The following is an 18,872-nucleotide window of genomic DNA, read 5'->3' as shown; positions in this document are numbered from 1 at the left end:
GGGAGCACTCCGATTCTCGCGTGGCGCGTGACGGTGGGGCAATGAGCAGTTGAAGCCGCAGACCGGAATTCGCCGGTATGCCGTTCATATCCTTGCCCCCTTCGAGCCCCGTCACGCCGGAGATGACTCATTCGCCTACGGCTGGAGCGCGAGCACCAGCGGAAACACCCCCTTCGCGCCCGCCCGGCGCAGCAGCCGGGCCGCCACCGCGAGGGTCCAGCCGCTCTCCGCGCGGTCGTCGACGAGGAACACCGGACCCGGCGCCTCGGACAGGCTGGTCGCCAGGGCTGGCGGAACGGTCAACGCCTGGTGGAGTCCGCGCACCCGCTGGGCGCTGTTCGAGGACGGGAGCCCGAACTCAGGTGCCTGATCGGTGTATTCCAGGGCGCCGAGCAGCGGGATGCGCCCCACCTCCGCGATCCGCGCGGCCAAGGAGCCGACCAACTGGGGGCGGGTGCGCGAGGGCAGCGCGACCACGCCCACGGGCCGGGCCGGGGCGTCGTCGGCGCCGGAGGCCCAGCCGCCCGGCCCGCGCGCCCAGTCGGCGAGGACGGCCACCACGGCCTGCGCGACATCGTCCGGAACGGGCTGGTCGGGGGCCTGCGGGGCGAGCATGGGCCGCAGCCGGTTGCCCCAGCCGATGTCGGACAGCCTGCCGAGGCCCCGGCCCGTGGAGGCCTGTTCCCCGGCCGGGATCCGGCCCTTGAGGTCCACACCGACCGCCGCGAGACCGGTCGGCCACATCTTCCGGGGTTCCAGTTCCACGCCGGGGCGGCCCAGTTCGCCGCGGGCGGTGTCCAGGGCGGCGGTGGAGACGTCCGCGGTGAAGCGGGCCCCGGCGCAGTTGTCGCAGCGGCCGCAGGGCGCGGCCTCCTCGTCGTCGAGCTGGCGGCGCAGGAACTCCATCCGGCAGGCGGTCGACGCCGCGTAGTCCCGCATCGCCTGCTGTTCGGCGGCGCGCTGCCGGGCGACCCACGCGTAGCGCTCGGCGTCGTACGTCCAGGGTTCGCCGGTGGAGGTCCAGCCTCCCTTGACGCGGTGGACGGCCCCGTCCACGTCGAGGACCTTCAGCATCGTCTCCAGGCGGGTGCGGCGCAGGTCGACCAGCGGTTCCAGGGCGGGCAGCGAGAGGGGTCGGCCCGCCTGGGCCAGCACGTCCAGGGTGCGGCGCACCTGCTCCTCCGGCGGGAAGGCGACGGAGGCGAAGTACTGCCAGATCGCCTCGTCCTCGCGGCCGGGGAGCAGGAGGACCTCGGCGTGCTCGACGCCGCGGCCCGCGCGGCCGACCTGCTGGTAGTAGGCGATGGGGGAGGAGGGCGACCCCAGGTGCACCACGAAGCCCAGGTCGGGCTTGTCGAAGCCCATGCCCAGGGCGGAGGTGGCCACCAGGGCCTTGACCCGGTTGGCCTGGAGGTCGTTCTCCGCCTGTTCGCGGTCGGCGTTCTCGGTCTTGCCGGTGTACGAGGACACCGTGTGCCCGCGGTGGCGGAGGTAGGCGGTGACCTCCTCGGCGGCGGCGACCGTCAGGGTGTAGATGATTCCGGAGCCCGGCAGGTCGGTGAGGTGGTCGGCGAGCCAGGCCAGCCGGTGCGCGGCGTCGGGCAGGGTCAGTACGGCCAGGCTCAGGCTCTCGCGGTCCAGCGGGCCGCGCAGCACCAGGGCGTCGGTGCCCGCTCCGGTGCCGAGCTGTTCGGCGACGTCGGCCGTCACGCGGGCGTTGGCGGTGGCGGTCGTCGCCAGGACGGGGACGCCCGGGGGCAGATCGGCGAGCATGGTGCGCAGGCGGCGGTAGTCGGGGCGGAAGTCGTGTCCCCAGTCGGAGATGCAGTGCGCCTCGTCGACCACGAGCAGGCCGGTGGCGGCCGAGAGCTTGGGGAGTACCTGGTCGCGGAAGTCGGGATTGTTGAGCCGCTCCGGACTGACCAGCAGGACGTCGACCTCGCCCGCCGCGACCTCGGCCTGGATGCCCTCCCACTCCTCGGGGTTGGCGGAGTTGATGGTGCGGGCCCGGATGCCCGCCCGGGCGGCGGCCTCGACCTGGTTGCGCATCAGCGCGAGCAGCGGGGAGACGATGACGGTGGGGCCGGCGCCGCTCGCCCGCAGCAGGGACGTGGCCACGAAGTAGACCGCGGACTTGCCCCACCCCGTGCGCTGGACGACGAGGGCGCGCCGCTTGTGCGCGACGAGGGCCTCGATCGCCAGCCACTGGTCCTCGCGCAGCTTTGCGGTGCCCGTGGGGTCGCCCACGAGACGGGCGAGTACGGAATCGGCCGAGGACCTCAGGTCTGCGTTCATGCCCCCATGCAACCCGATGCCTCGGACATCGCGCCAATGGCGCTCTGAACCTGTGGATATTGAAGATTCAAAGAGTTATCCACAGGGGTTTCCGGATCGGACCGGGCACGGGACCTTCGAGGCATGACGACGAACCACGAATCCCGCAGCCCGTCCCGACGACCGTCCGCCGGCCCCTCCGGAGCCGCCGACCCCTCCCAGATCACCCTGCGCAGCCCGGCCGAACTGGCCGACGCCCTGCCCTACATGCTCGGCTTCCACCCCACCGACTCCCTCGTCATGGTCGCCGTGCACGGCGAGGCCGGACGCTTCGGCGGCCGGCTCCGGGTCGGCATCCCTCCCGCACACTCCGAGTGGGAGGACACCGCCCGGCAGGTCGCCGAGTGCCTCGTGCGGGGCAGTGAGCGGCGCGGCGAGAAGCCCGACGGCATCGTGGTGTTCCTCTGCCAGGACCCCCGGGGCGGGGAGAGCGGTCAGCGGGTCATGACCCGGCTGCGGCCGCTCGCCCAGCGGCTGCGGATCGCCTGCGGAGCGCTGGACGTGCCCGTCCTGGAGGCCCTGTGCCTCTCCGGCGGCCGCTACTGGTCCTACACCTGCGCCGATCCCGACTGCTGCCCGGCCGAAGGCAACCCGCTGGCCCCGCCGGGCACCTCGGTGATGGCCGCGGCGGCCACCTTCGCCGGGCTCCAGGTGAGGGGCTCGCTGAAGGAGATCGAGGGCCGGCTGACGCCCCTGCGCGGCTCCTGGGCCGCCGAGCAGGAGGAGGCCCTGGGGCAGGCCGCCGCCGCCCTGGACCCGAAGATCCTCGACGGCGCCACCCGGGAGCAGGTCGGCGCGGAGACCATCGCCCTGGCCAAGACCCTGATGCGCCGGATGACTCTCGCTCCGCCCGCCGAGGGAGGCCCGCGCGCCGACGACTGGGACGACGCCCTCCTCGGGCACGACGAGGCGGCCGCCTTGATCCTCGGGCTCCAGGACCGCGAGATCCGCGACATCGCCGCCGAGTGGATGGAGGCGGACGAGGCAGCCCCCGCCCTGCGGCTGTGGCGGGCCCTGGCCCGGCGCTGCGTCGGCGCCTACGGGGAGCACGCGGCCGCCCCGCTCACCCTCGCCGGCTGGGTCTCGTGGTCCAGCGGGGACGAGCCGACCGCCCGGATCGCGTTCGGGCTCGCGCTGCGGGCCGACGCCGAGTACCGCTTCGCCCAGCTCCTCCACCACGCGTGCAACGAGGGCATCGATCCGGAGGGGCTGCGGCAGTGCCTGCGGGAGGAGCGCGCCCGCCGCGAACCCCGCCGCAAGCGGACACCCGCCACCACCCGGCCACCCGGCCGCCGCGCCCCGCGCACCCGGCGCCCGGCCCGTCGCGCCGAAGGGAGCGGGCAGTGAGCCCGCGCCGGGCCCGCGGCGGGCCGTGCCCCGTCCACGGGCCGCGCGGGCGGAGTGTCGCGCGGGGGCTGCGGAGCGCTGTGGGCGCGGCCTTGCTCCGTCGGCCCGCCGCCCGGTGCGGGCAGCCGCCGGCGGAGCCCGTGACCCGGGCGGGGGTGGCGGCGTTCAGCTGGGGGGTGGTGGGCGCCCGGCCGCGCCGCCGCCCAGCAGAACCGGCCGGAGCGCAGACAAGGCGGCACATGGCTCCCCCCGCACCTGAAACCGACCCGTCCGGTGCCCTCCCGCCTCCCTTCCCGGAGCGCCGGGACGGCCCGGCCTCCGGGGCCGGGCCGGAAGTCGTGGCGTGCGACTCCACTGCCGGCCACTCCGGAGTGGACCGGGGGCCGGCCCCGGGGGACGCGGACCGGATGCCCGGGGGCTCCTCGGACCGGCCGGCAGGGCCCCAGCGGGGGCCGGGCCCGGAGTCCCGCCCGGCCGGTGCGGCACCCGGACGAGCCGTCGGCGCGGTGCCGGGCGCGCCGGTCGGCGGGGTGCCGGGGCAGCCCGCCGCGCCGGGGCGGTCCGTGGGTTCGGGCCCGGGCCCGGGGTCGTCTGTCGGTGCGGTGCCGGGCCGGCCGGGCGGTGCGGTGCCAGGGCAGCCTGAGGGTGCGGGGACGGGGCCGTCCCTCGGCGCGGGGACGGGGCAGCCCGGGGGTGCGGTCGCCGGGCAGCCGTTCGGGGCGGGGCATGCGCGGAGGGCCGAGTTGCCTCCCGTACACGGCGCCGTGATCTGCGTCGCCGCGCCCTGCCTGGTCATCTCGCCCGAACATGGCCAGCTCACCGGCCGGGGCATCGACGGGATCTACCGGGCCGGGCGGCGGCTGCTGTCCCGCTGCGTGCTGCGTGTGGCCGGCCGGGATCCGGTCGCCGTCCAGGCACGCAGCCTCGGCGCCGACCGGGCCTCCTTCAGCGCCACCGTCCGCACCGGCGTCGAGGCCGGCCCGGACCCCGACATCGGCGTCGAGCGGGTGCGCCACGCCGACGGCACCGAGCGGATCACCCTGCGCAGCTTCGCGACCCGTCCGTTACGCCTCCCCGTGGAGGTCTCCCTCGGCACCGACCTGGCCGAACTCGGCGCCGTCGCGGCGGGCCGCGCCGGGCCCGAGCTCGCCGCCGGGGTGCATGCCGGGGGACTGCGCTGGAGTACGGGGGAAGCCCTCGCCGTCACCACCGCCGAACCGGCCCCCGACGACGCCCTCGCCTCGGCCGGACTGCTGCGCTGGCAGCTCGAACTGGGCCCGGGCGAGTCCTTCAGCATCGAGCTGCGGACCACCCGCGACCGCTCCGCGCGGGCCCCCGCCGGGCAGGTCGCGAACCCGCTGGCGAACGCACGCGCCGAGGGGGACGACCCGAGGGCCGAGGCCTGGTTCCGGACCAGCCTCGACGACCTGCGCGCGCTGCTCCTACGGGACCCCGAGGCGCCCGGGGACGCCTTCGCGGCGGCCGGAGTGCCGTGGCGGCTCGGGCTGGCCCCGGCCGAGTCGCTGTGGGCCGCCCGGATGGCGCTGCCGCTCGGCGCCGGGCTGGCCGCCGCCACGCTGCGGACCCTGGCCCGGGGTCAGGCCGGGGGACGCGGCCCCGGGGCGGGCAAGATCCCGGGGCCGCTGCGTGCCGCCGGGCCGCAGCTGCCACCGGGGTGCACCGGGACCGAGGCCACCCTCGGCTTCCCGGCGGTGCTGGCCGAGGCCCGCAGGTGGGGGCTGCCCGAGGAGGAGGTGGCCCGGCTGCTGCCCGTCGCGGAACGCTGCCTGGACTGGCTGCGCGGGGCACTGGGGGAGGACGGCTTCGTGGCCGACCCCGATCCGGGGCCGCGCCGCTGCGAGACCCAGGCCCACGCGCACCGGGCCGCGCTGCTCGGCGCCGACCTGCTGGCCGACTGCGGGCGGCCCGGAGCGGCCGAATGGCGCGAGTGGGCCGGGGCGCTGCGCGAGAGGTTCCGGGCCCGGTTCTGGATCGACGGCCCGGACGGGGGCCGCCCCGCCGCGGCCCTGCATCCCGACGGCAGGCCGCTGCCCCGGCTGACGGGGGCCGCCGCCCACCTGCTCGACGCTGGGCTGCTGGGCGGCGGCCGGCTCGCGCCCGGCCTGCTGGACCCCGTCCGCACCGAGCACCTCGCCCGGCTCCTCGGCGCCCCGGCCATGGATTCCGGTTGGGGGCTGCGCAGCATGGCGGCCCGCGAACCGGGCCACAACCCCTTCGGCCACCGGTCGGGCGCGGTCCGGGCCCACGAGAGCGCCCTCGCCGTGGCGGGCCTCGCCCAGGCCGGCTTCGAGAAGGAGGCCGCCGGGCTGCTGAAGGGGCTGCTCGACGCGGCGGAGACCTTCGGATACCGGCTGCCGGAGATGTACGCGGCCGAGCAGCGCACCGCCGGCAGCGCACCGCTCCCGCATCCGGCGGCGTGCAGGCCCGCCGCAGTCGCCGCCGCGGCCGGAATCCACGCCCTCACCGCACTCGCCGGAATCCGTCCGGACGCCCCGGCCGGGACGGTCGCCGTGACCCCCAGGGCGGGCGCCCCCCTCGGCGCCCTGCGGCTCTCCGGCCTGAGGGTGGCGGGGGAGCCGTTCACCGTCCGGATCAGCCGTCTCGGCGTCGGAATGGTGGAGGAGGCCGCCGATGGACTGCAACTGCGGAGCTGAGCGTGCGCGACCGACCGTGTGGGTCGCGAAGATGCGGTCCGGGTTCCAGATCGCCGTCTCCGAGATCACCAAAGCTCTGTTTATCGTCAGGCAGACGACTATGATCGCGGCATGTCGCCCTACGACCCGTCGGCCTTCCCGCCCTTCGCCGTCACCGTCGACCTGGTCGTGCTCACCGTGCGGCGCCACGCGCTCTGCGCGCTGGTCGTACGACGGGGAGAGCAGCCGTTCCAGGGGAGCTGGGCACTGCCCGGCGGCTTCGTCCGCGGCGACGAGGACCTGGCGGCGGCCGCGGCCCGGGAACTCGCCGAGGAGACGGGCCTGTGCGCGCACGACGCCGCCGTGCCCGGCGCGGACAACGGAGCGCACCTGGAGCAGCTGGCCACGTACGGGGACCCGCAGCGCGATCCCCGGATGCGGGTCGTCAGCGTGGCCCACCTGGTCCTCGCCCCGGACCTGCCCGCGCCCCGGGCCGGCGGTGACGCCAACGGTGCCCGCTGGGCTCCCGTCGACGAGCTCCTGGAGGGTGCCGACCAGCCCTCCGCCGGACTGGCCTTCGACCATGCGCGGATCCTGGCGGACGGGGTCGAGCGGGCCCGGTCGAAGATCGAGTACTCCTCCCTGGCCACCGCCTTCTGCCCGCCGGAGTTCACGGTCGGAGAGCTGCGCCGGGTCTACGAGGCTGTGTGGGGCGTGTCGCTGGACCCCCGCAATTTCCACCGCAAGGTCACCGGCACCCCCGGCTTCCTGGTTCCGGCCGGAGGGACGACGACCCGTCAGGGTGGCAGGCCGGCCCAGCTGTTCCGGGCCGGCGGGGCGACCCTGCTCAACCCGCCGATGCTGCGTCCGGAGGTCTGACCCGCCGCCGGGCCCGCCGGCCGGGCGTTGGGCCGGCCGGGCGGCACTCTCGCGACCGACGCGAGCCGGTTGCGTGGAAAATCGGACATATCGCGTTATCTTGCTAGCGGTACTCACCCTGCCGCAGAGCGGTCTCACCCCCCGCGAGAGAAGCGATGCTCCAGGCCATCGGACTCACCAGCACACCCCGTCGAGAACTCCCGCCCCTCGTGAACGACCTCAGCTTCGAGGCCCGTCCGGGGTGCGTGACCGCCCTGCTCGGCGAGCCCGGCGCGGGCAAGACCACCGCCCTGCGGCTCATGCTCGAACTCGAACCGGGCCGCGGCGTCACCTACTTCCGCGGCCGCCCGCTGCACCGCGTCCCGCATCCCGGCCGCGAAGTCGGGGTCCTCCTCGGCGACGTCCCCGGACATCCGTCCAGGACGGTCCGCAACCAGCTGCGCATGCTCACCGCGGCCGTCGGCGTACCGGCCTCCCGGGCGGACCTGCTGATGGAGGTCGTCGGCATCAGCGGGCTGCGCGACCAGCGGCTCGGTTCGCTCTCGGCCGGCATGGAGCGCCGCGTCGCGCTCGCCGCGGCCCTGCTCGCCGACCCCTGCACGCTGCTCCTCGACGAGCCCGCCTCCGGGCTCGCCGCCCGTGAGCGGACCTGGCTCCACGACCTCCTGCGTGGGCACGCCTCCCTCGGCGGGACCGTGCTGTTCACCACGGACGACGCGAAGGAGGCCGCCCGTCACGCCGACCGGGTGGTGTCCATCGCCGCGGGCCGTCTCGTCGCCGACCAGGACGCCGCGGACTTCGCCCGCACCCGGCTGCGACCGCGGGTCGCCGTACGCACCCCGCACGCCGCCCGGCTCGCCGACGTACTGGGCCGCGAGGCCCGGTCCGCCCGGCGTGTGGTGGAGATCGTCGCGGAGAGCGGCAGCCGGCTGTCGGTGTACGGCAGCACCTGCGCCGAGATCGGCGAAGTGGCCTTCCGGCACGGTGTGCTCGTCCATCAGCTGGCCGACGAGACCGGTGACGCCGGGGCGCCCGTCCCGGCCGCTCCACCCGCTCCACCCGTGCCGCCGAACCCGCCCGTACCGCAGGCCCGTACCCGGGGCGCCACGACGGCGGCCCGGGCGGAGGTCCGGGTCGAAGCCGCGGTCCAGAGCCGCCCCGCCACGGGATCCGGTGCGGGCCTCCCGGCCGGGGCGCAGGCCCAGGATCACCCGGAGCCGCGCCCGGAGTTCCGTACGGCCCTCGTCACCGGGGCGGGACGCATCGGCAGCACGGGCGCGGAGGGGGACCGGGCGGGCGCGGGATGGGGCGCCGCCTCCGAGCCGGCCGGCCTCCCGGAACCCGCCGACGCGCCGGGCGGCTTCTCGCGGAAGGCCGCCGCCGGGCCGGCCCACGCGACTGCCGGGCGTCCCGGTTCCAGGGTGCGCCGCGTCGGCGGTCCGCTGTGGCCGCTGCGCTACGAGACGCGCCGCGTGTTCGGCACCGCCACTGCGCTCCTGACCGCCACCGCCGTCGTCACCGTCTCCGCGCTCATCACCCTGGTGCTCGCCCACGCCGGCCACACCCCCCAGAACCGGCTGCTCGCCGCCTGGCCGGAGCTGTTCCCGCTGCCGCCCGCCGCGCTCGGGGCCGGGCTGCTCGGCTCCCTGGCCTTCGGCGAGGAGTACCGCTACCCCGCCCTCGCCGCGGACCGGGGCACGGTCCCCCGCCGGATGGGGCTGCTCGTCGCCAAACTCGTGGTCTGCGCCGGCCTCGCCCTGGTCCTCGGCGTCCTCGCGGTCGCCGCCGACGTGGCGGCGCTGCGGCTCGTCTTCGGCGCCGGGCCGCTGAGCGCGCCCGCGGAGTGGATCTCCCCCGCCGCGAGCTGGGCGGGGCTGCTCATCGGCTGCGCCTGGGCCGGCGTGCTGGCCTCCGGCGTCTTCCGGGCCGCCTCGGCGGGCGTGGCCGCGGTGCTCGCCGTACCGGTGGTGGTGGTACCGCTGGTGCGCAAGGCGCTGGAGGGGCCGTCCGCGTACCCCGTGACCGGGATCACCGCCCGGCTGCGCGGCCTGATCTGGTCGCCGTGGCCGCCGGAGACGGACCGGATCGTGCTGGCGGCGCTTCGGGTGATGGTCCAACCCGTCGGCACGGCACTGCTGTTGTCCCTGATGGTCCTGTTGTGCGCCTATGCGTTCACAGGACTGCGCGGCCGCGTCCGTTGGTGACCGTTCCGAGGCCGGAGGCGACTCCGGCGGGACCGTAGAAGTCCACATCGGGCCGCATCGCGGGAAGTGGACCGCAACTCCCCGCAAAAAGCCCGGTTCTTTACGATAAGTCGTCAATTGCGTAGGTGGCACCGATCACCCTTTCGTGTGCTTTTCACCAAAGACCTCAAGGGTGAAGGAGGCACGGCCGACAAAGGATTCGTGAGTACCCTTGCGCACACCATGATGACCGCCGCCCGCCATGCCGACTCCGGCCTCGCCGGCCCGGGCGAACTCGACCGCTACCCCTACCCGGAGGCCCCCGGGTCCGACCGCGTCGGACCGCCGCACTGGGACGGCGGCGACGTCGAGCTGGGTCGCGTCGGTCGCCGCGCGTCGGGCAGCCGCGGGCGCGGCCTGCACGGCCAACTCGTCCAGCAGCTCGGCCAGATGATCGTCTCCGGCGACCTCGGAGCGGATCGCCCCCTGGTCCCCGAGGAGATCGGCCAGCGCTTCGAGGTCTCCCGCACGGTGGTCCGCGAATCCCTGCGGGTCCTGGAGGCCAAGGGCCTCGTCAGCGCCCGCCCCAACGTGGGCACCCGGGTCCGCCCGGTCGCCGACTGGAACCTGCTCGACCCCGACATCATCGAGTGGCGGGCGTTCGGCCCCCAGCGCGACGACCAGCGCCGCGAGCTGGGCGAGCTCCGCTGGACCATCGAGCCGCTGGCCGCCCGGCTCGCCGCCGGCCACGGCCGCCCGGAAGTCCAGCAGCGCCTCGCCGACATGGTCGAGATCATGGGCCACGCCCTCGGCCAGGGTGACGCGATCACCTTCGCGCGCGCCGACAACGAGTTCCACGCGCTATTGATCCAGGTCGCGGGCAACCGCATGCTGGAACACCTCTCCGGCATCGTCTCCGCCGCCCTCCAGGTGTCGGGCAGCCCCGTCACCGCCTGCGACCGCCCCAGCGAGACCTGCGTCGCGCACCACGCCCGGATGGTGGAGGCGCTCGCGGCCGGGGACGCCCTGGGAGCCGAGAACGCCATGCGCCAGTTGCTGACGGTGCACCCGGAGGTCGAGCGCGTGGTCCCCGCCCCGCGCGAGCACTGACGCCCCGACGCGCGGGGACGCGGGGGTGCACGACCGGTCGCCGGGCCCGTTTCGGGCCCGGCGACTCCGGTGTGCGGGGGACGTTCGCGTATCTTCCGCAGGGCGTTCGCGCGACTCCGGTGCGCGCACGCGCGGCCACGCGGCGGGGCCGTTCGGGGGCCGATGTGATTCGGGCCACGAAGATTCGGCGTAACGCTCCGCGACGTCGCGCGATGACGTAAGAGGTGATGGCCGACGGAGGGAAGACAGCAGCCCTTGGGGATGCTGTACAGCTCCCCGGCCCCTGCCCGCGCCCCCGGCCCATCCCCAGTCGGTGGTCGTCGGCTCCGGTCCAGCACCAGGCCGGGGTCGGAAGCCGTTCCCATCGTTCCGAGAGGTTGTTCGTGTCGGCCAGCACATCCCGTACGCTCCCGCCGGAGATCGCCGATTCCGAGTCCGTGATGGCGCTCATCGAGCGGGGCAAGGCCGAGGGGCAGATCGCCGGCGATGACGTGCGTCGGGCCTTCGAGGCTGACCAGATTCCTGCGACCCAGTGGAAGAATGTCCTGCGCAGCCTCAACCAGATCCTTGAGGAAGAGGGTGTGACGCTGATGGTCAGTGCCGCGGAGTCGCCCAAGCGCACCCCCCGCAAGAGCGTCGCGGCGAAGAGCCCCGCCAAGCGGACGGCGACCAAGACCGTCGCGGCGAAGACGGCCGCCGCCCCGGCGGTGGCCGACACCGATACGGACGCCGTCGCGGACGCCGGGGCGACGGATCCGGAGCTCGTGGTCGCCCCGGGCGAGGAGCCCGCGGCCGAGCCCGCCGCGAAGAAGACCGCCGCGCGCAAGACGGCGGCGAAGAAGGCCGCGCCGGCGAAGAAGACCGCCGCGAAGAAGACGGCCGCCAAGAAGACCGCAGCCAAGAAGGACGCCGACGAGGGCGACGAGGAGGGGGCGGACGAGACCCCCGACGTCGCGAAGGGCGAGGCCGAAGAGGAAGAAGAGGGCGGGGAGAACAAGGGCTTCGTCATCTCGGACGACGAGGACGACGCCCCGGCCCAGCAGGTCGTCGTGGCCGGCGCCACCGCCGACCCCGTCAAGGACTACCTCAAGCAGATCGGCAAGGTCCCGCTCCTCAACGCCGAGCAGGAGGTCGAGCTCGCCAAGCGCATCGAGGCGGGCCTGTTCGCCGAGGACAAGCTGGCGAACTCCGACAAGCTGGCCCCCAAGCTCAAGCGCGAGCTGGAGATCATCGCCGAGGACGGCCGCCGGGCCAAGAACCACCTCCTGGAGGCCAACCTCCGCCTCGTGGTCTCCCTCGCCAAGCGCTACACCGGCCGCGGCATGCTCTTCCTGGACCTGATCCAGGAGGGCAACCTGGGCCTGATCCGCGCGGTGGAGAAGTTCGACTACACCAAGGGGTACAAGTTCTCCACGTACGCGACGTGGTGGATCCGACAGGCGATCACGCGCGCCATGGCCGACCAGGCCCGCACCATCCGCATCCCGGTGCACATGGTCGAAGTGATCAACAAGCTCGCCCGCGTACAGCGCCAGATGCTCCAGGACCTGGGCCGCGAGCCCACCCCGGAGGAGCTGGCGAAGGAACTCGACATGACCCCCGAGAAGGTCATCGAGGTCCAGAAGTACGGGCGTGAGCCGATCTCCCTGCACACCCCGCTCGGCGAGGACGGCGACAGCGAGTTCGGTGACCTCATCGAGGACTCCGAGGCGGTCGTCCCGGCCGACGCCGTGAGTTTCACGCTGCTGCAGGAGCAGCTGCACTCGGTCCTGGACACCCTCAGCGAGCGCGAGGCGGGCGTGGTCTCGATGCGCTTCGGCCTGACCGACGGCCAGCCGAAGACCCTCGACGAGATCGGCAAGGTCTACGGGGTCACCCGTGAGCGCATCCGCCAGATCGAGTCGAAGACCATGTCGAAGCTGCGTCACCCGTCCCGGTCCCAGGTCCTGCGCGACTACCTGGACTGACGGACGGCTCCGGTCCGCGGCGGCGCGGACCGGAGCGCGGGTGGACGGGCTGTGGACGGACGCACGAGCGGGCCCCCGCCGGAGCGCGACCGGCGGGGCGCGCGGGGACGTACGCCGGGCGCGCGGCGACGTACGACGGGGCCGCGCGGGTGCGCCCGGACGGCGGGCGACCCACTCTGGGTGGAGTCATGCACACTCAGAGTCAGGAGGCCTCATGCGTCGTCCCTTCGCCCGTGCTCTGGCGGGCGCGCTGACCCTGGTGGCGGGAACGGCGGCGCTGCCGCTGGCCCAGGCCCCCGGGGTGGCCGCAGACAGCATCGTCATAGGCGGGAGCCCGGTGAACGTCGCCGACAGTCCGTGGGTCGTGGCCCTCGCCACCCGTGACCGGTTCGGGGGTACCCGGGACGGCCAGTTCTGCGGGGGCGTCGTCGTCGCCCCCACCACGGTGGTGACGGCGGCCCACTGCCTGGGCCGTCAGGTGCTGGGCGGCCCCGTGGAATCGGTCGCCGACTTCCGCGTGATCACCGGGCGTACGGAGCTCCACGCCGAGGAGGGCCGGGAGATCGCGGTGCGCGCGGCCCGGGTGAACCCGGCCTACGACGCCGGGAGCAACGCCGGGGACCTGGCCGTACTGGAGCTGGCCGAGCCGGTCGCGGCGCAGCACGTACTGCCGATGGCCGGGGCGGGTGATCCGGCGTACGAGGCGGGGACCGAGGCGGCCGTGTACGGCTGGGGCGACACGAGCGGCTTCGGCGACTACGCGTACGGGCTGCGGGCGGCGCGCCTCACGGTGCTGGCGGACGACGTCTGCCGGCGGGCCTACCCGGGTGATGCGGACGGGCAGTACCGGTCCGAGTCGATGGTGTGCGCGGGCGACCACGACGGCGGGAAGGACGCCTGCCAGGGGGACAGCGGGGGTCCGCTGGTGGCCCGGGGGCGGCTGATCGGGCTGGTGTCCTGGGGGCGTGGCTGCGGGCGCGCCGACAGCCCGGGGGTGTACACCCGGATCGCCCCGTTGATCGGCTTCGTGAGCGGCGCCCAGAGGGCCGCGCACACCGGCGGAGGGTAGGGACACCGCGCGGGGTGTCCGGAGGGCCTCCAGGCGCCCCGCACGGCCCGTCACGGGGGTGCGGGGCCGGGTGGCGGCGCCTGGAGCGGGAAGTGCCCCGGATATGAGGACGGGCGGCCTCCCTGGGTCTCAGAGATGCCGCCCGTCGACCGGCCTGGCCGGTCCTGGCTCGTCGGATGCGAGGTAAGGCCTTGTGTCAGCGGTCCTCGGTGTCGGCAGCGCTAGCGGCCGGAGCGGACGTAAGCCGCTCGGTCTCATCCTGTATTTCCGCGGCGATCTTCTTGAGTTCCGGCTCGAACTTACGCCCGTGGTGGGCGCAGAAGAGCAGTTCACCACCGCTCAGGAGAACGACGCGCAGATATGCCTGGGCGCCGCAACGGTCGCATCGGTCAGCGGCCGTCAGCGGGGTCGCGGGTGTCAGAACAGTAGTCACGTCGCCTCTTCTCTAGCTCGACGAGCTGTCGTACCAGGGTCAACATCCAACCAGGCCGAAAACGTTCCCGCTCGCGGCTTTTCCTCGAAACTTCCTTCCGAAGCTGGCCGGCTGCTGCCGGTTGGCGGCGAAGGAGCCGTATTGCAGTGCTTTACGGTTTCGCGTTGTCAGTCGTTCGCTTGTAGCAGTTCCCGTCCTCCCCGGCGTGAGTGCCGGTGTGCATGAGGACGTGCCCGAACCCTAAATGGTTCATGCGTCGAAGGGAACGTGATGTTTGCTTCACCCTGACGGGGGATCGAACACCCGTGCGGATCTGCACTAGGCTGAAGAAGCTACGAGGGTGGCGTTGCATCGGCTCTACCAGGCCTCGGTACCCTCGGACCGGCAACCGAGCCACCCCTGCGCCCGACCGGGCCAGAAAAGAAATTCAGCGAGGAGCGAACTGCGTGACCGCCGACACGTCCGTGCCTTCCAGCGCGCTGCTGTCCGGAGCAGACCGGGACGGTTCCAACTACACCGCGCGGCACCTGCTCGTCCTCGAAGGCCTTGAGGCCGTGCGCAAGCGCCCCGGCATGTATATCGGCTCCACCGACAGCCGGGGCCTCATGCACTGCCTCTGGGAGATCATCGACAATTCCGTCGACGAGGCCCTGGGCGGGTACTGCGACCACATCGAGGTGATCCTCCACGAGGACGCCTCCGTCGAGGTCCGGGACAACGGCCGCGGCATCCCCGTCGACGTCGAGCCCAAGACCGGCCTCTCCGGGGTCGAGGTCGTCATGACCAAGCTGCACGCCGGCGGAAAGTTCGGCGGTGGCTCCTACGCCGCCTCCGGCGGTCTGCACGGCGTCGGCGCCTCCGTGGTCAACGCCCTGTCGGCCCGCCTCGACGTCGAGGTCGACCGGGGCAGCTCCACCCACGGCATCAGCTTCCGCCGCGGCGTTCCCGGGATGTTCACCGAGCAGGGGGCCGACAGCCCGTTCGACCCCACGGGCGGCCTGCGCAAGATCAAGCGCATCGCCAAGGGCAAGACCGGCACCCGGATCCGCTACTGGGCCGACCGCCAGATCTTCCTCAAGGACGCCCGGCTCAACCTGGAGACCCTCTACCAGCGCGCCCGCCAGACCGCCTTCCTCGTCCCCGGCCTGACCCTGGTCGTCCGCGACGAGCGGGGCATCGACGGGGCCGGCAAGACCGAGGAGACCTTCCGTTTCGACGGGGGCATCAGCGAGTTCTGCGAGTACCTCGCCCAGGACAAGGCCGTCTGCGACGTGCTGCGCCTGACCGGCACCGGCACCTTCAAGGAGACCGTCCCGGTCCTCGACGACCGCGGCCACATGACCCCCACCGAGGTCACCCGCGAGCTCGGCGTGGACATCGCCCTGCGCTGGGGCACGGGGTACGAGACCAACGTCAAGTCCTTCGTGAACATCATCGCCACCCCCAAGGGCGGCACCCACGTCTCCGGCTTCGAGCGCTCGGTCGCCAAGACCGTGAACGAGGTCCTGCGCTCGGCGAAGCTGCTGCGCGTCGCCGAGGACGACGTGGTCAAGGACGACGCGATGGAGGGCATGACGGCCGTCGTCACCGTCCGTCTCGCCGAGCCGCAGTTCGAAGGCCAGACCAAGGAGGTGCTCGGCACCTCCGCGGCGACGCGCATCGTCGCGGCCGTCGTGGCCAAGGAGCTCAAGGCGTTCCTGACCTCCACCAAGCGCGACGACAAGCAGCAGGCCCGCGCGGTGATGGAGAAGATCGTCGCGGCCGCCCGGACCCGCATCGCGGCCCGCCAGCACAAGGAGGCGCAGCGGCGCAAGACCGCGCTTGAGTCCTCGTCGCTGCCGGCGAAGCTGGCCGACTGCCGCAGTGACGACGTGGACCGCAGCGAGCTCTTCATCGTGGAGGGCGACTCCGCTCTCGGTACGGCCAAGCTCGCGCGGAACTCCGAGTTCCAGGCGCTGCTGCCGATCCGGGGCAAGATCCTCAACGTCCAGAAGGCCTCGGTCTCGGACATGCTCAAGAACGCCGAATGCGGCGCGATCATCCAGGTCATAGGAGCCGGCTCGGGCCGGACCTTCGACATCGACGCCGCCCGCTACGGCAAGATCGTCCTGCTCGTCGACGCCGATGTCGACGGCGCGCACATCCGCATCCTGCTGCTCACGCTCTTCCAGCGGTACATGCGGCCGATGGTCGAGGCCGGCCGGGTCTTCGCGGCCGTGCCGCCGCTGCACCGGATCGAGCTGGTCCAGCCCAAGAAGGGGCAGGACAAGTACGTGTACACGTACTCGGACAACGAGCTGCGCCAGACGCTGCTGGAGTACCAGCGCAAGAACATCCGCTACAAGGACAGCATCCAGCGCTACAAGGGCCTCGGCGAGATGGACGCGGACCAGCTCGCGGAGACCACCATGGATCCCCGCTTCCGCACCCTGCGGCGGATCAACATCGGCGATCTGGACTCCGCCGAGCAGGTCTTCGACCTCCTCATGGGCAACGAGGTGGCTCCGCGCAAGGAGTTCATCACCAGCTCGGCGGCGACCCTGGACCGCTCGCGCATCGACGCCTGACCGCATGCGGGGCCGGGCCCCTTCTGGCCGGCCCCGCGCGGCGGCCCGTCGTCCGTCGCCGGCCCCGGCACACCGGAGCTCGCGCCTCCATCACCTGAAGGAGTGAAGAGCACCGGGACATCAGTCCGGAAAAGGACCATTGACCACATCCTTGTGGGCACGCGGCCAATGCGGCAGCGGACAAGGAGAGTTCGGTGGACAAGGACGAAGGCCGCGGCCGTGATGCCGCGACGGTCCGGCTCGACGACCCCTGGTACGACGCGCCGGCCGCCGGCTGGGGCGAGAGTGCGGAAACGGTACCGCCACGCCCGGTGACCGCGGGCCGGACCGCGCCCGCGGCGTCCGACATCTACCTGGAGGTGCAGCGCAGCGCCGCCTTCCAGGAGGTGCGCGGCCGCTACCGGAGGTTCGTCGTCCCCGCCACCGTCGGCTTCTTCCTCTGGTACGTCGCCTACGTGCTCGCGGCCACCGCGGCGCCCGGTCTGATGGCCCGGCCCGTCATCGGCGCGGTCAACGTGGCGCTGCTGGCCGGGCTGGGGCAGTTCCTCAGCACCTTCCTGCTGACCTGGGCGTACGCCCGGCACGCCCGGCTGCGGCGGGACCGGGCCGCGCTCGACCTGCGCTGGACCGTCTTCGAGCAGGAACGCGAACAGGAGCGGGAGCAGGAGCGCGAGCAGGGACGCGAGCAGGAGCGGGGCCTGGAACGCGAGCGGGACCGGGCGCGCGGGGAGGGCCGGTGACCACCGAACACCAGACCCTCGCGCTGATCCTCTGCAGCCTCTTCATCGCCGTCACCCTCGGCATCACCACCTGGGTCAGCCGCAACCGGCACGGCTCGGCGGAGGAGTTCTACGCCGGCGGCCGCCTCTTCTCGCCCCTGGAGAACGGTTTCGCCATCGCGGGTGACTACATGTCCGCCGCCTCCTTCCTGGGGATCTCCGGGCTGATCGCCCTGTTCGGGTACGACGGCCTGCTGTACTCCGTCGGCTTCCTCGTCGCCTGGCTGGTGGTCCTGTTCCTGGTCGCCGAACTGGTCCGCAACTGCGGGCGCTTCACCCTCGCCGACGTGGTCGCCGCCCGGATGAGCGAGAGGCCCGTACGGATCGCGGCCGGGACCTCCTCCGTCGTGGTCTCGGTGCTCTACCTGGTCGCGCAGATGGTCGGCGCGGGCAGTCTGGTGGGCCTGCTGCTGGGAAGTTCGGGCGACGGGGCCCGGACCCTCACCGTGATCGGCGTGGGCGCCCTGATGGTGGTCTACGTGTCCTTCGGGGGCATGCGGGCCACCACCTGGATCCAGATCGTCAAGGCCGTCCTGCTGATGGGCGGGGCCGTCACCCTGACCGTGCTGGTCCTGCTGCGCTTCCACGGGAACTTCGACCAGCTGCTCAGCACCGCCGCCGAGCGCAGCGGGCACGGCACCCGGTTCCTCGCCCCGGGCCTGAAGTACGGGGGCGACTGGACGGCCCGCTTCGACTTCATGAGCCTCGGCCTCGCGCTGGTCCTGGGCACCGCCGGACTGCCGCACATCCTGTCCCGCTTCTACACGGTGCCGACGGCGCGGGCGGCCCGCCGGTCGGTGGTGTGGGCCATCGCCCTGATCGGCGGCTTCTACCTGATGACCATCGTGCTCGGCTTCGGGGCGGCGGCGCTGCTCGGGCCGGCGGAGGTACGGGCCTCCAACGCCTCCGGGAACACGGCGGTTCCGCTGCTGGCGGCCTTCCTCGGCGGGGGCGCCGGCTCCACCGGGGGCGCGGTGCTGTTCGCCTTTGTGGCCGCCATCGCCTTCGCTACCATCCTCGCGGTGGTCGCCGGGATCACCCTCGCCTCGTCGGCTTCCGTCGCGCACGACCTGTACGCCTCGCTCAGGCGCCGGCACGCCCGGCAGCGCGGCGAGGTGGCCGTGGCACGGAGCGCCGCCGTCGGCATCGGGGCGGTGGCGATCGCCCTCGGGCTGCTCGCCCAGGACCTGAACGTGGCCTTCCTGGTGGGCCTCGCCTTCGCGGTGGCGGCCTCGGCGAACCTGCCGGTGCTGCTGTACTCGCTGTTCTGGCGGGGGTTCACCACGCGGGGCGCCGTCTGGTCGGTGTACGGGGGGCTGGTTCCCGCCGTGCTGCTGGTCGTCCTGTCGCCGGTGGTCTCGGGCAGTCCCGAATCGCTCTTCCCGGGCGTGGACTTCCAGTACTTCCCGCTCCAGAACCCGGGGATCATCTCCATTCCGCTCGGCTTCCTGGCGGGGTGGCTGGGTACGGTCACCTCCGCCGAGGAGGCCGACGAGCGTAAGCACGCCGAGACGGAGGTCCGCTCCCTGACCGGGGCCGGCGCGGTGTGA

General features: G+C 73.5%; 12 protein-coding genes. 10 read left to right on the top strand and 2 right to left on the bottom strand.

Annotation, left to right across the window (positions count from 1 at the left end; all coding sequences use genetic code 11):
* Positions 1-135: 135 nt before the first annotated feature.
* Positions 136-2,295: a RecQ family ATP-dependent DNA helicase gene (locus ACZ6ZT_RS13330; protein WP_469718921.1), complete on the bottom strand. Its 2,160-nt coding sequence runs from the start codon at positions 2,293-2,295 to the stop codon at positions 136-138.
* Positions 2,296-2,418: 123 nt separating this feature from the next.
* On the opposite strand from ACZ6ZT_RS13330, the gene ACZ6ZT_RS13325 reads away from it, so the two are divergent.
* From ACZ6ZT_RS13325 to ACZ6ZT_RS13295, 7 genes are all read left to right on the top strand, one after another.
* The gene (locus ACZ6ZT_RS13325) at positions 2,419-3,681 is read left to right on the top strand and encodes a DUF4192 domain-containing protein (RefSeq protein ID WP_469718919.1); all 1,263 of its coding nucleotides are present in this window, start codon (positions 2,419-2,421) and stop codon (positions 3,679-3,681) included.
* A 407-nt stretch (positions 3,682-4,088) separates the two neighbouring features.
* Complete coding sequence (locus ACZ6ZT_RS13320; RefSeq protein WP_469718917.1) at positions 4,089-6,356, top strand: glycogen debranching N-terminal domain-containing protein; 2,268 nt, start codon at positions 4,089-4,091, stop codon at positions 6,354-6,356.
* Between the two features lie 111 nt (positions 6,357-6,467).
* Positions 6,468-7,214, top strand: a complete 747-nt coding sequence (locus ACZ6ZT_RS13315; protein WP_469718915.1) for an NUDIX hydrolase — start codon at positions 6,468-6,470, stop codon at positions 7,212-7,214.
* A 155-nt stretch (positions 7,215-7,369) separates the two neighbouring features.
* Complete coding sequence (locus ACZ6ZT_RS13310) at positions 7,370-9,418, top strand: ATP-binding cassette domain-containing protein (RefSeq protein WP_469718913.1); 2,049 nt, start codon at positions 7,370-7,372, stop codon at positions 9,416-9,418.
* 147 nt (positions 9,419-9,565) lie between these two features.
* Positions 9,566-10,507 carry a FadR/GntR family transcriptional regulator gene (locus tag ACZ6ZT_RS13305; RefSeq protein ID WP_469718909.1) on the top strand — a complete coding sequence of 314 codons (942 nt, stop codon included), beginning with the start codon at positions 9,566-9,568 and terminating at the stop codon, positions 10,505-10,507.
* A gap of 383 nt (positions 10,508-10,890) precedes the next feature.
* The gene (locus ACZ6ZT_RS13300; protein ID WP_469718905.1) at positions 10,891-12,474 is read left to right on the top strand and encodes an RNA polymerase sigma factor; all 1,584 of its coding nucleotides are present in this window, start codon (positions 10,891-10,893) and stop codon (positions 12,472-12,474) included.
* 214 nt (positions 12,475-12,688) lie between these two features.
* Entirely contained in the window at positions 12,689-13,543 is an 855-nt protein-coding gene (locus tag ACZ6ZT_RS13295; protein ID WP_469718902.1) for a S1 family peptidase, read from the top strand.
* A gap of 196 nt (positions 13,544-13,739) precedes the next feature.
* Here the strand turns inward: ACZ6ZT_RS13295 and ACZ6ZT_RS13290 are convergent, their stop codons facing one another.
* Complete coding sequence (locus tag ACZ6ZT_RS13290; protein WP_267032258.1) at positions 13,740-13,976, bottom strand: DUF7455 domain-containing protein; 237 nt, start codon at positions 13,974-13,976, stop codon at positions 13,740-13,742.
* A 446-nt stretch (positions 13,977-14,422) separates the two neighbouring features.
* Here ACZ6ZT_RS13290 and ACZ6ZT_RS13285 point away from each other — a divergent pair, with 446 nt between their 5' ends.
* The 3 genes from ACZ6ZT_RS13285 to ACZ6ZT_RS13275 all read left to right on the top strand — a co-directional run bounded on the left by ACZ6ZT_RS13285 (position 14,423) and on the right by ACZ6ZT_RS13275 (position 18,872).
* The gene (locus tag ACZ6ZT_RS13285) at positions 14,423-16,543 is read left to right on the top strand and encodes a DNA gyrase/topoisomerase IV subunit B (RefSeq protein ID WP_469718899.1); all 2,121 of its coding nucleotides are present in this window, start codon (positions 14,423-14,425) and stop codon (positions 16,541-16,543) included.
* A gap of 194 nt (positions 16,544-16,737) precedes the next feature.
* The gene (locus ACZ6ZT_RS13280; RefSeq protein WP_469718897.1) at positions 16,738-17,283 is read left to right on the top strand and encodes a DUF485 domain-containing protein; all 546 of its coding nucleotides are present in this window, start codon (positions 16,738-16,740) and stop codon (positions 17,281-17,283) included.
* Positions 17,280-18,872, top strand: a complete 1,593-nt coding sequence (locus ACZ6ZT_RS13275; protein WP_469718895.1) for a solute symporter family protein — start codon at positions 17,280-17,282, stop codon at positions 18,870-18,872. Before ACZ6ZT_RS13280 ends, ACZ6ZT_RS13275 begins: the two co-directional genes overlap by 4 nt.

This window comes from Streptomyces sp. NPDC102258, from assembly GCF_055584685.1.
This window is presented reverse-complemented; position numbering and strand designations above follow the sequence as displayed.

What these genes read in the sequence shown, in the direction of transcription:
- ACZ6ZT_RS13325 (WP_469718919.1), top strand. Translation starts at nt 2,419, where the DNA reads ATGACGACGAACCACGAATCCCGCAGCCCGTCCCGACGACCGTCCGCC.
- ACZ6ZT_RS13310 (WP_469718913.1), top strand. Translation starts at nt 7,370, where the DNA reads ATGCTCCAGGCCATCGGACTCACCAGCACACCCCGTCGAGAACTCCCG.
- ACZ6ZT_RS13315 (WP_469718915.1), top strand. Translation starts at nt 6,468, where the DNA reads ATGTCGCCCTACGACCCGTCGGCCTTCCCGCCCTTCGCCGTCACCGTC.
- ACZ6ZT_RS13295 (WP_469718902.1), top strand. Translation starts at nt 12,689, where the DNA reads ATGCGTCGTCCCTTCGCCCGTGCTCTGGCGGGCGCGCTGACCCTGGTG.
- ACZ6ZT_RS13320 (WP_469718917.1), top strand. Translation starts at nt 4,089, where the DNA reads ATGCCCGGGGGCTCCTCGGACCGGCCGGCAGGGCCCCAGCGGGGGCCG.
- ACZ6ZT_RS13330 (WP_469718921.1), bottom strand. Translation starts at nt 2,295, where the DNA reads ATGAACGCAGACCTGAGGTCCTCGGCCGATTCCGTACTCGCCCGTCTC.